At 67.4% G+C, this 11632-nt stretch carries 12 protein-coding genes; 7 read left to right on the top strand and 5 right to left on the bottom strand.

The genetic code is table 11. The features are described 5' to 3' along the window. The first annotated feature begins 62 nt into the window (after positions 1-62). The gene (locus K883_RS20495; RefSeq protein ID WP_020822514.1) at positions 63-1565 is read left to right on the top strand and encodes an FAD-dependent monooxygenase; all 1503 of its coding nucleotides are present in this window, start codon (positions 63-65) and stop codon (positions 1563-1565) included. Positions 1566-1661: 96 nt separating this feature from the next. Beyond that, on the top strand, positions 1662-2639 hold the full coding sequence (locus K883_RS20490) for a DUF1444 domain-containing protein (RefSeq protein WP_020822513.1): 978 nt from the start codon (positions 1662-1664) through the stop codon (positions 2637-2639). Between the two features lie 4 nt (positions 2640-2643). Here K883_RS20490 and K883_RS27965 read toward each other — a convergent pair whose 3' ends face one another. After that, positions 2644-2814, bottom strand: coding sequence for a hypothetical protein (locus K883_RS27965; RefSeq protein ID WP_162832316.1), 171 nt, complete (start codon positions 2812-2814; stop codon positions 2644-2646). A gap of 140 nt (positions 2815-2954) precedes the next feature. On the opposite strand from K883_RS27965, the gene zwf reads away from it, so the two are divergent. Next, entirely contained in the window at positions 2955-4454 is a 1500-nt protein-coding gene (zwf, locus tag K883_RS20485) for a glucose-6-phosphate dehydrogenase (RefSeq protein ID WP_020822512.1), read from the top strand. Between the two features lie 18 nt (positions 4455-4472). Here zwf and K883_RS20480 read toward each other — a convergent pair whose 3' ends face one another. Next, a complete protein-coding gene (locus tag K883_RS20480; RefSeq protein ID WP_020822511.1) occupies positions 4473-5396 on the bottom strand; it encodes a class I SAM-dependent methyltransferase in 924 nt (307 codons plus the stop codon). A 178-nt stretch (positions 5397-5574) separates the two neighbouring features. Here K883_RS20480 and K883_RS20475 point away from each other — a divergent pair, with 178 nt between their 5' ends. Then, positions 5575-6456: an HpcH/HpaI aldolase/citrate lyase family protein gene (locus K883_RS20475; protein ID WP_020822510.1), complete on the top strand. Its 882-nt coding sequence runs from the start codon at positions 5575-5577 to the stop codon at positions 6454-6456. Positions 6457-6538: 82 nt separating this feature from the next. After that, complete coding sequence (locus K883_RS20470) at positions 6539-7774, top strand: osmoprotectant NAGGN system M42 family peptidase (RefSeq protein WP_008256614.1); 1236 nt, start codon at positions 6539-6541, stop codon at positions 7772-7774. Here the strand turns inward: K883_RS20470 and K883_RS20465 are convergent. Continuing rightward, positions 7708-8538, bottom strand: a complete 831-nt coding sequence (locus K883_RS20465) for a class I SAM-dependent methyltransferase (RefSeq protein ID WP_231504869.1) — start codon at positions 8536-8538, stop codon at positions 7708-7710. The two genes, K883_RS20470 and K883_RS20465, sit on opposite strands and share 67 nt — an antisense overlap. A gap of 51 nt (positions 8539-8589) precedes the next feature. Continuing rightward, positions 8590-9273: a GAP family protein gene (locus K883_RS20460; RefSeq protein WP_020822508.1), complete on the bottom strand. Its 684-nt coding sequence runs from the start codon at positions 9271-9273 to the stop codon at positions 8590-8592. A gap of 360 nt (positions 9274-9633) precedes the next feature. Between K883_RS20460 and K883_RS20455 the strand changes: the two genes are divergently transcribed. Both K883_RS20455 and K883_RS20450 read left to right on the top strand, forming a co-directional pair. Beyond that, positions 9634-10395 (top strand): SDR family NAD(P)-dependent oxidoreductase, encoded by a 762-nt coding sequence (locus K883_RS20455; protein WP_020822506.1) that lies wholly within the window; start codon positions 9634-9636, stop codon positions 10393-10395. A 158-nt stretch (positions 10396-10553) separates the two neighbouring features. Further along, the gene (locus tag K883_RS20450) at positions 10554-10997 is read left to right on the top strand and encodes a limonene-1,2-epoxide hydrolase family protein (RefSeq protein ID WP_020822505.1); all 444 of its coding nucleotides are present in this window, start codon (positions 10554-10556) and stop codon (positions 10995-10997) included. Between the two features lie 30 nt (positions 10998-11027). Here K883_RS20450 and K883_RS20445 read toward each other — a convergent pair whose 3' ends face one another. Then, a complete protein-coding gene (locus K883_RS20445; protein WP_369798923.1) occupies positions 11028-11570 on the bottom strand; it encodes an FKBP-type peptidyl-prolyl cis-trans isomerase in 543 nt (180 codons plus the stop codon). Between the last annotated feature and the right edge of the window lie 62 nt (positions 11571-11632).

Genomic DNA, 11632 nt, shown 5'->3' with positions numbered 1-11632 from the left:
ACCGGGGTGATGTCGCAAAATCGCTGTCCGAAACCAAAATTCGGGAGAGGGGGGGTATCGACGTGGTTGTTTCGCAGAGCTCGGGCGGGAAGGTCGAGCATGCGGTGCTCATCGCCGGAGGTGGCCCCACGGGCCTGATGCTCGCCGGCGAATTGGGTTTGGCCGGCGTCGACGTCGCGATCGTCGAGCGGCGCGCCAACCAGGATTTGATCGGATCGCGCGCCGGGGGTCTGCACGCCCGCACCATCGAAGTCCTCGATCAGCGCGGCATCGCCGATCGATTCTTGTCGCAGGGACAGGTGGCGCAGGTGGCGGGTTTCGCCCAGATTCGGCTGGACATCAGCGACTTTCCCACCCGCCACCCGTACGGGCTGGCGCTGTGGCAGAACCAGATCGAACGAATCCTGGCCGAGTGGGTCGGCGAACTCGGCGTGCGCATCTATCGCGGCACAGAGGTGGCCACCCTCGCCCAGGACGACAGCGGCGTCGACGTCGGCCTGTCCGATGGCCGGGTGATGCGGGCGGGCTATCTCGTCGGGTGCGACGGCGGACGCAGCGTGGTCCGCAAGGCAGCCGACATCGAATTTCCGGGGTGGGATGCCACGACGAGCTATCTGCTCGCCGAGGCGGACATGGACTACGAAGATGACCAGCCGCCGCCGTGGGGTATCCGCCGCGACGCGCTCGGCGTCCATGCCCTGTCCACCACCGAGGAGGGCGGGCCGGTGCGGATCATGGTCACCGAGAAGCGCCTTCGGACCTCCGGCGAACCCACGGTGCACGATGCGAGCCGGGCGCTCGTCGCCGTCTACGGGACGGATTACGGAATCCACAGTCCCCGTTGGATTTCCCGCTTCACCGATGCCGCCCGGCAGGCCGCGTCCTATCGCGTCCGACGGGTGCTGGTTGCCGGCGACGCCGCGCACGTCCATCACCCGGTGGGCGGGCAGGGTCTGAACACCGGCGTCCAGGATGCCGTGAATCTGGGATGGAAGCTGGCCCAGGTGGTCAACAACACGTCACGCGACAGCCTCCTCGACACCTATCACGCCGAACGGCACCCGATCGCCGCGCGGGTGCTGCGCAACTCGATCGCGCAGCTGGCGCTGCTTCGTGCGGACGACGGCACCGAGGCGCTGCGAGAAACGATGGGCGAGCTGCTGGGCATGGAGGAGCCTCGCAAACGGTTCGCCGCGATGATGTCCGGGCTGGGCATCCGCTACGACCTCGGGGACGGGCACCCGCTGCTGGGGCGCCGCATGCCCGACCTGGACCTGATCACCGCCGACGGTCCGCTGCGGGTGTTTGCCCTCCTGCGGGACGGCCGGCCCGTCCTGCTCAACTTCGGCTCGGCCGGGCGCATCGACATCGCGTCGTGGGCGGGACGGGTGCGTGTGGTCGACGCGGAACACGAAGGGGATTGGGAACTTCCGGCACTGGGGACGGTGAGCGCCCCAACGGCGGTGTTGATCCGTCCGGACGGATATGTTGCCTGGACCGGCGAGGGAACCGACCCGGCGCTGCGTGATGCCCTCACCGCCTGGTTCGGGCCACCGGCCGGGTGATTGGCGCCGGTCGCGGGCCACCGATCGGGTGACTTGTTTTGGGGGGCGCACGGTGTATCGTGCGTGTTCCCTGATCATGAGCAGGAAGCACGCACCGTGGACATGGCAAGCGACCAATCGTCGACACCGCCGCTGGATTGGGGCGAAGCCCAACCCCTGCTGAGGCCGGTGCTGCGGCCGCAAAGCTACGCCAATCAGCTGGTCAACAACGGGGCGCAGCCCTGGGTCCGTCCGGTGTTCCCGCACATCAACGAGATGGTCGTCGTGGACCTTCCCACGGTTCGGGCCATGGTGACGCCGGCCGAAACCGGCGCCTGGGGCATTACCGGCGACCAGGCATTCGCGGTGGCCCGGGAGAATCTGACCGCGCGTCAGCAGGTCTTCACACCGGGCGAGAAGTATCTGTTGAAGGACGCCGACGGTGCCAGCTATGTCGACTCGATGATTCTGGCCACCGGGTGGCTGGGTTCGCTGGCGGTAGCGGGCGGCCCACGACCGCTGGTGTTCTTCCCCGGGGACGGATCGCTGGTGCTGGGCACCGACGCCCCCGACCAGGTGGCCGAACTCTTCGAGGTCGCCGAGCAGCTGTACCTCGAGGCCGAACAACCCGTCTCGCCGCAGGGCTACACCATTGCGGGCGCCATCATCGTGCCGTTCGATCAGGCCGGCCCGCACCCGCTGCGCGGGTACGGCCTGGCGGCTCGAAGCCTCTTGGCCGCAAGGGAATACCAACACCAGACCGACTACCTGCGGCAGCATTACGAGCGCGAACTGTTCCCGCAATACGTCGGCGAGGCCCAGGTGATCGACACGCCGTGGGGGCGGCGCACCACGACGGTGTGGGGGCAGGGCCCGGCCTGGGAGCTGCCCCACACCGATTACGTGACGCTCCTCGTCGGCGACCCGTCGAACGTGTCGGACAAGTTCACCGTGCCGTTCGCCACGGTCGTCGACGTGGTGGGCATCCTGCCCGTCGCGGGGATCACCCCGGCGCGATACCGAGCCAACGAGTGGCCGGCACCGGAAACGCTGGCGACGCTGAAGGCTCACGCCATAGATCTGCCGAGCGGATGACTCGCTAGTCCGGCGGCTCGTTGTCCGAACCTCGGACGGCGGCATGCTCCCGGTCGCTGGGCTTGCCGGGGACGTCTTCGGCTTCGCGGTCCCCGGCGACCTTCTCCTCGAGCCGATCGACGATGTTCTCCAGCTCCTGAGCGCGGCTCAATGGGTCTTTATCGGGCTTTGTCATGTCGCTTTCCGTTGGCTTGGTGGGGCGGCGAACCCCGATGCCGGGGCCGCCGCTATCCCATACCCGATCGAGCGATCGCTAACCGGCCGCAACCGAAGAACAGGGCGACAGAGCGCCGCGGCGGTGGAAGTATCGCAGGAGTGGCCACCGCAAAACCTCAGACCATCTCGTACCCCGCGCCCGACGCACGCCCGCGTCGCCACCATCCCGATCCGTTGGACCCCCACGTCATCGTCCTGTTCGGCGCGACGGGGGATTTGGCCAAGCGAAAGCTGATCCCCGGCCTGGCCTACTTGGACCAGTCCGAGCTGGCGCCCAACATTCAGATCGTCGCCACCTCGCTGGAAGACTTGACCGACGACGAATTTCGCGAGCTCGCCAAGAACGCGATCGATTCGTTCGGGACGCACAAGCTCACACCCGACCAATGGGCGAACTTCGCGAGGCTCATGACCTACGTTCCGCAGGGCGCGGGACCCGAAGCGCTGGCCACCGCCGTGGCCGAGGCCGAAGCCAACCTGGGTTCCAACGCCCGGCGGCTGCACTACCTGTCGGTGCCGCCCAAGGCGGCGCGCGCGGTGATCACCATGCTGCGCGACGCGAAATTGGTCGACCGCTCACGGGTCGTGATGGAGAAACCGTTCGGCACCGATCTGGCCAGCGCGGTGGCGCTTAACGACTTCGTGCACGAAACCTTCGAGGAATCCCAGATTTTCCGCATCGACCACTTCTTGGGCAAAGAGGCGGCCCAGAACATCTTGGCGTTCCGCTTCGCCAATGGTCTGTTCGAACCGATCTGGAACCGCAACTTCATCGACCACATCCAAATCGATATCCCCGAGGCGCTGGGCCTGGATCAACGGGCGAGCTTCTACGAAGAAACCGGCGCATACAAGGACATGGTGGTCACCCACTTGTTCCAGGTGATGGCGTTCGTGGTGATGGAGCCGCCGACGGCGCTCGAACCCTTTGCCATCAGCGAAGAGAAGAACAAGGTGTTCCGGTCGATGCTGCCGGTCAAGCCCTCGAATGTGGTACGCGGCCAGTACCAGGGGTACCGCGACGAAGCCGGGGTGGCAAGGGATTCCGACACCGAGACGTTCATCGCTCTCAGGGTCGGCATCGACAACTGGAGGTGGGCCGGGGTGCCCATCTACCTGCGGACCGGCAAGAAGATGGCCGAGGGCATCCGCATCATCTCCATCGCGTTCAAGGAGGCCCCGCGCACGATGTTCCCGCCCGGATCCGGGGTGGGAACCCAAGGTCCCGATCACCTCACGTTCGACCTCGCCGACAACTCGAAGGTGTCTTTGTCGTTCTATGGCAAGCGGCCCGGCCCCGGCATGAAGCTGGACAAGCTGTCCATGCAATTCTCCTCGCAGGAGATCGAGACGGTCGTCGATGTGCTGGAGGCCTACGAACGGCTCATCCTCGACGCGATGCGGGGCGACCACACCCTGTTCAATACCGCGGAAGGCATCGAATCCTTATGGGAGCGTTCGGAAGAGCTGCTCACCGATCCACCCGCGGTCAAGCTGTACCAGCCGGGGACCTGGGGGCCCAACGCTATTCACCAGTTGATCGCGCCCAACGCCTGGCGGTTGCCGTTCGAGCGGGAGTGGCGCGACGCCAGGCCATGACGCGGGCGCCGGACCAGCTCAGCTCAGCTCGGCGCTGAGGTAACTGATCGCATGACGGAATCGCTTGAGGATTTCGTTGTCGGGCATCGCGAAACCGTAATCGGCATAGACCTGTTCGGTGGGGTAGTGGGTGACGTTCCAGCCGGCCGCGGACAGGTGCTCGGCGGCCGGACGGCGCTCCCCGAGCCAGACGAGTTCGGCGACGTCGATGTCGAGGCCGTGCTGGCGCCAGTTGTTGCGCATCGCCCGGGCCCGCTCGTCGGTGAACACGCTCATGTCGGTGATGTTCTCGGTGGCCAGCCGGCTACCCCGGGCGCTGAGCGCGGTGATGTTGTCCAGCAACCTGTCTTGGGCTTCCGGCGGTAGGTAGGGCAGTAGGCCCTCGGCGATCCAGGCGGTTGGAGAGTCGGCGTCAAAACCGCTGCCGCGCAAGGCGGTTGGCCAATCATCGCGCAGATCGATGGCGACGGTGCGGCGCTCGGCGGTCGGTTCCGCGCCGATCTGGGCGAGCGTGTCGGTCTTGAACGAGATGACCTCGGGCTGGTCGACCTCGAAAACCACGGTGCCCGCAGGCCACGACAACCGGTAGGCCCGGGCGTCGAGCCCGGCGGCCAAAATGACGGCCTGGCGTGCGCCGGCCGCCGTCGCGGCGCAGAAGAAATCGTCGAAGAACCTGGTCCGCACCGTCATCTGCTCGCGCCGCTGCTGCAGTGTCATCGGCGAGTCGTCGCCCTCAAGCGGGATCTGGCCGTCCAGCATCCGGACGAAGAAGGGATGTCCAACCGCCCGCACCAGCGGCTCGGCGAACCTGTCGTCGAGCAGCGGGTCCGGCTCGCGAGACGCCAACGCCCGGGAGGCCGCCACCATCGTCGCGGTCGCCCCCACGCTGGAGGCCAGGTCCCAGCTATCGCCCTCGCTGCGTGCCGAATCAATCGATGACATCCGTGTTTTCCTTCCAGGATCCGGCCGCCGCGCCGGCCGATTGGGCCGTGGGGCGGCCGCCACCCGCGACTACGCCACCGCTACCGAAGGGTACTTTCCTGCTATGCCGCGGTCACCACGCGCCACATGCAGGTGACTCCTTTCCCGCACGACTAGACGACAGGAAGCGAATCACGCTATGGCACCGACCCTGCGCCCGCGCCGCTCCGCCCTGTACTTGCCCGGCAACAAGCCCCGGGCGCTGGAGAAGGGCAAATCGCTGCCGGCGGACGTGCTGATATTCGACCTCGAAGACGCTGTGGGGCCCGACGCGAAGGCCGAATCGCGCGCGACGGTGTGCGAGGCCGTCTCGTCGGACAGCTACCGGCCCCGCGAGGTCGTGGTGCGCATCAACGGGTTGGACACCGACTGGCACAGCGACGACTTGGCCGCGGTGGCCGGTTCCGCCGCCGACGGGGTGCTGGTGCCGAAAGTCGAGACGGGCCAACAGGTTCGGGAGCTGGCCGACGCGCTCGACACGCTGAGGGCACCGAAGTCGTTGCAGCTGTGGGTGATGATCGAAACGCCCCGGGCGTTTCTGAGGGCCGAGGAGGTCGCGTCGGCCAGCGAGCGCCTTGCCGGGTTGGTGGTCGGCACCAACGATCTCGTCAACGAGCTGCACGGCCTGCACGTCCCCGGGCGCGCGCCCGTCGTCCCCGCGCTGGGCATGGCCCTGCTGGGCGCGAGGGCGGCCGGAAAAATCATTCTGGATGGCGTGTTCAACGACATCACGGATGAGGGCGGATTCCGGGCCGAGGCGCGGCACGGCCGCGAAATGGGATTCGACGGCAAGACCCTGATCCATCCGTCACAGATCGCCCCGGCGAACGAGCTGTTCGGCCCTTCGCGCAAGGAGCTGGACGACGCCCGCAAGGTCGTGTCGGCCTACGAGGAGGCGCGGGCCGCGGGCACCAGCGTCATCACGGTCGACGGACGCATGATCGAGAGCCTGCACGTGCGCGACGCCCAGCGGATTCTCGCCCTGGCCGATTTGATCGCGGAGCTGGAAACCGCTTCCTAGCTCGGATTAGGCCGGGCCGGGCGATCGGGGTCGGCCACACGGTAGGTTGTACGCGATTCCCGACGACTCGAGAGGAGACAAGGTGGGCCAGACCGCGGCCATGGCCGAGGCCGACCGCACGTGGATGATCGACACGCTGCTCGCGCTGCTGCAGACCCCGAGTCCGTCGGGGCGCACGGACGCGGTGATGCAGTTAATCGGCGACATCCTCGACGACTTCGGCGTGCCGTTCACGCTGACGCGGCGCGGGGCGCTGACCGCGGAGCTCCCGGGGGAGTCGGCGACCACCGACCGGGCGCTGGTGGTTCATTCGGACACCATCGGCTGCATGGTCCGCGACCTCAAGGACAATGGCCGCCTGGAACTGGTCCCGGTCGGCACCTTCTCGGCCCGGTTCGCCGCGGGGGCCCGCGTGCGCATCTTCATCGACGACCCCGACGAGTTCATCACCGGCACGGTCATGCCGCTCAAGTCCAGCGGACATGCGTTCGGCGACGAGATCGACACCCAACCCACCGACTGGGACCACGTCGAGGTTCGGATCGACCGCAAGGTGTCCTCGCGCGAGGACCTGCTTCGCCTCGGCCTGCAGATCGGCGACTTCGTCGCGTTGATCACCAGCCCCGAGCTCACCGCCGACGGCTTCATCGTGTCCCGCCACCTGGACGGAAAGGCGGGTGTCGCGATCGCGCTCGCGCTGGCCAAGAACTTCTCCGAGAACAAGGTGGTGCTGCCGCACCGCACCACGATCATGGTCACCATCACCGAGGAGGTCGGCCACGGGGCCAGCCACGGGCTGCCCGCCGACGTCGCCGAATTGGTGTCGGTGGACAACGCGGTATGCGCGCCCGGGCAGCACTCGCTCGAGGACGGCGTGACGATCCCGATGGCCGATATGCACGGGCCCTTCGACTACCACCTGACCCGCAAGCTCTGCCGCCTCGCCCAGGAGCGGGGAATCCCGTTCGCGCGCGACATCTTTCGCTACTACCGCTCCGACGCCGCCGCGGCGATCGAGGCGGGCGCGAACACCCGCGCCGCGCTCGTCGGCTTCGGCCTCGACGGCAGCCACGGCTGGGAGCGCACCCACATCGATTCGCTCGAAGCCGCCTACAACCTGCTGCACGCGTGGTTGCAGACGCCGTTGACGTTCGCCAAGTGGGACGCCAAGCCGACGGGCAGTCTGCGCGACTTTCCGTCGTCGAAGCAGCCCGCGCCCAGCGAGCGGTGGGTGCCGCTGTCTCGCGGCGATTACGAAAGCCCGGGCGAGGCGTCGCCCGGAACGCCCTGGCCGCCGTCGGAGGGACCCCAGGCGTAAGCGCCGCGGGGCATCCGATCGGCGCGCCAGCAGCGGGACTGCATGGGGACGTCGATCCAATCAGCCGCTCCGAAGCGCTCACGCAACACAGCGCGGGCGTTGGCCAGCCGGCGTTCGCGGTCGTCGGGAGACGCGGTGATGATCCTGCTGTAGGTGCCCACCATCCCGACGACGTCGTCGAGCCTCATCGTGCGCACGAAGGTGAACGCCTCGCGGGCCACATGGTGGAAGATCTGCGGATCGGGGAGCGCGACGTTTTCGTGGAGCCGGCGGAAGCGTTCGGGGGCGTCCGCCTCAGTCCTTTCGTCGCCGGGCAGCAGGTCGAGGTCGCGGACCCAGTCCACGTCGCGATCTCGACTGGTCCAAATCAGGCCGAAGCGCCCCCCGTCGCGAAGCACGCGCCCGATTTCCGGAACCGCCCGTTCGGGATCCATCCAGTGCCACGCCGCCGAGACGAACACGGCATCCGCGGCACGGTCGGGGAGCGGGATCGACTCACCGCTGCCCTCGAGGACGCGGACGCCCGGGGACCGCTCGGCCAGGACCGCGCGCATCCGGGCATCGGGCTCGACGGCGATGACCTGTGCCGCCCTGCCGATGAGCGTGCGGGTGAACAGCCCCGTCCCCGCGCCCACGTCGACGGCCACCTCGCACTCCGACGGCATCAACCAGTCCACCGCCTGCTGCGGGGCCTGCGGACGCAGCCCGTCGTAGTCTTCGGCGATCGATCCGAACGACATTGCGCGCGCTTGACGATCAGTCACACGCGACAACGTAATCCAGCTCGCTATGCAGAACGTGAGAAGGATCGCGCGTCACCAGAGGGCGCTGTGATTGACGAGCGCATCGGCGATGAGGCCGACCCCGAAAACGAGAAACAGAAGCCGCACCGACATTGGGCCGTAGCGGGTGAGCACGCGCACCAGTCCCCGCTGAATGCGCGCCGCCCGCACCGTTCGTCTCATCGACAGCGCAAGGATCGCCAGCGGCGGCGACACCGCGATTGCGCAGTAGGTGATGATGACCAGCGGCCAGAGCGGCGGCCGGGGATGCAGCGCGGCCAGCATGGCCAGGCCCGTGAGGTAGGGCACCGCGGTCGGCGCCTGTCCGCTTCCCACCGCCAGCCCGAGCAATCCGAGCAGCCACGGACGTTTGCGCATGGCCGCCATCGCCCAGCCGGGCGCCGACGATTGTGCGGTCAGCGGGAAGTACGCCAAGCCGATCAGCACGATCCCCAACAGCAGTTCGCCACGAAACCGGATGGCCGGCGTGATGTGAAAATCGAACGCCTCGGTGATGAAGCTGATTCCCAGCACCGTGCACAGGCCGAAGGTGGTCGTCACGGCGAACACGCCCGCGACGAAGCTCAAGGCGCCCGGGATGGGGGAGCGGCGACCGAGCCGGCTGTCGAAGATGACCGCCGAGACGACGCCCACGTTGAGGACGTTCAGCGAATCGAGAAACGCCAGCCCCGCCAGGGCAAGAATCAGAGCTGCCACGCGCCTGTACCGGGCCTAGCGTGCGGATTCGCCGGGTGCTCGGAAGCGGCTGGGCACTGACCACGGCGAGACGAACAAAGCGGCGATCATGCTGCAGACAATACGGTCAGACCGGAGCGCTCACGCAGGGGGCGATGGCGCCAGCGCGGGCGATCCGCGGCATGATCGAGGCGTCGACGAAGCGGCTGACGCATCCACACAGCCACAGCACATCGAATCCGGAGGCGCGCCACCGATGAACACGCTGACACCGCAGGGGCTGCACGAATACCTCATCGGGGTTTGCTGGAAATGACCCGGCTTCCAAACGAACTCGGGCATAGACCGCCGACACCGCCGCGCCGACACCGGGAGAACTGAATGGGACTGCTCGACCGCAAGACCGCCGTCGTGACCGGCGCCAATTCGGGGATCGGGCTGGCCACCGCCGAGCGATTCCTGGCCGAAGGTGCCGAACGGGTGTTCATCACGGGCCGGCGTCAGGCCGAACTCGATACCGCGGCAAGCAAATTGGGGCCGAGGGCAACCGCCGTGGCCGGCGATGTCGGCGTTCCGGAGGACTTGGATCGGCTCTATGGGGAGGTCGAGTCCGCCGGCCGGGGCCTCGACATCGTCATGGCCAACGCGGGCGTGACCAGGGTGGCGCGGCTGGGGGAGATCACCGACGATGACCTCGACGCGCTGCTGACCACCAACGTCAAGGGGGTCGTGCACACCGTCCAAAAAGCGCTGCCCCTGCTCAACAACGGCGCCTCGGTCATCCTGACGGGCTCCACCACCGCCGACCGCGGCCGCGCCGGGCTGAGCATCTACGCGGCCACCAAGGCCGCGGTCCGATCACTGGCCCGCGCCTGGGCCAACGAGCTCGCCGACCGCAACATCCGGGTCAACGTCATCGTCGCCGGGTCCACCGCCACCCCGGGCAGCGATAGACTGGCCGCGCAAACCGACCCGGACGCGTCGATCGAAGAGTTCCGCGCCGGCCGCATCGCGACCATTCCATTGGGCCGCTTCGCCGATCCCATCGAGATCGCCAATGCTGCGGTCTTTTTGGCGACCGATCTGTCCAGCTTCACCACGGGATCCACGGTTACCGCCGACGGCGGATTCAACCAAGTCTGACGCAGAACGCGCGGCTGCCCCGGCAGTACCCACCACGGCGTGGAGCTAAGCGCTTCGTATACCTGCGCGAATCGCGCGAAGCGCGGACGCCGACGGGCGCGGCCCTCTACAGTTCGACGAATGACGAACACCCGCACTGGCACGTAAGGGAAAACGCGATGTCGAAAAGTGTTGCGACCAAAAACGACAACGAGAAGATCGTGGTCGACTTTATACATGCCGCTTACGGCGCGAGCATGGACATCGACGCGATGACCGCGCTCATGACCGAGGACTTCGTGTGGCAACTCCACGTTCCACTGTCCCCGGTCGTGCGGGGACGCGACGCGGCGCGCGCAGAACTCGAGAAGCACAACACGCTGTCGACCGGCATGGTCGAGGGGAGCGAGATCCGCACGATCGTGTCCGACGGCGACACCGTCGTCGTCGAACGAGTCGACGTGAACTCTATGAATGGCGTGGCCGTCGCGTTTTATGTCACAGCCATTTTCGAGGTTCGCGACAGTGCGATCGCTCATTGGCGAGAGTATTGGGACACTGCCCACGTCGCGCAGCAACTCGGCATCGATCCCGCGCTGATGTTCGCCCCGCTGACGAATTAATTGCCGGCGCAGGGTGTTTGGCGGGCGGAGCTAGCCCGATGCGCTGAGGATCTTGATCGCGAAAACCAGCGTGTCACCCGGGCGGATTCCGGCGCTGGGCTGACCTTCGGGGTAGCCATCCGCGGGGACCATGGCGACGGCGACCGTGGACCCGACCTTTTGTCCCGCGATGGCCTTCTGGAAGCCCGGCACGACGCCCGTGAGCGGGAAGTCGACGGGGGCGCCGCGTTGGTAGCTGCTGTCGAACACCGACCCGTCACGACCATTGACACCCATGTAGCAGACGGAGACCTTGGCGGTGCTCGAGACCACGGGTCCCTCTCCGGCGCGCAGCGTATGCACCTGGGTCTGGGTCACGGCGAACGGTGCCGTCACGGTCACCCGCGGGGCAGTCGTGTCGGTGGACCCGGTGACGGCCACGCTCCCCGTGTGCCCGGCGAGGGTCCAGTCAGGCGTTCCACCATTCTGCGGTGCCGCGGTGGGGCACGAGTCGGCCGCATTGGCCGTGCCCGATCCAGCGAGCAGGAGAGCGGTTGCCGCGGCACCGGCCGCGAGCGCCACAGACGAATACATCCGGAAGGAGTTCACGGCCGTCACGCTACAGCGACGCATCGCGCGCCTTGCCGGTAGCTCAT

The organism is Mycobacterium sp. TKK-01-0059 (assembly GCF_000709305.1).
Taxonomy (GTDB): Bacteria; Actinomycetota; Actinomycetes; order Mycobacteriales; family Mycobacteriaceae; genus Mycobacterium; species Mycobacterium intracellulare.
This window is presented reverse-complemented; position numbering and strand designations above follow the sequence as displayed.

Excerpts from the sequence above, each read along its gene's own strand:
- K883_RS20445 (WP_369798923.1), bottom strand. The coding sequence starts at position 11,570 with ATGTATTCGTCTGTGGCGCTCGCGGCCGGTGCCGCGGCAACCGCTCTC.
- K883_RS20455 (WP_020822506.1), top strand. The coding sequence starts at position 9,634 with ATGGGACTGCTCGACCGCAAGACCGCCGTCGTGACCGGCGCCAATTCG.
- K883_RS20475 (WP_020822510.1), top strand. The coding sequence starts at position 5,575 with ATGGCACCGACCCTGCGCCCGCGCCGCTCCGCCCTGTACTTGCCCGGC.
- K883_RS27965 (WP_162832316.1), bottom strand. The coding sequence starts at position 2,814 with ATGACAAAGCCCGATAAAGACCCATTGAGCCGCGCTCAGGAGCTGGAG.
- K883_RS20450 (WP_020822505.1), top strand. The coding sequence starts at position 10,554 with ATGTCGAAAAGTGTTGCGACCAAAAACGACAACGAGAAGATCGTGGTC.
- K883_RS20480 (WP_020822511.1), bottom strand. The coding sequence starts at position 5,396 with ATGTCATCGATTGATTCGGCACGCAGCGAGGGCGATAGCTGGGACCTG.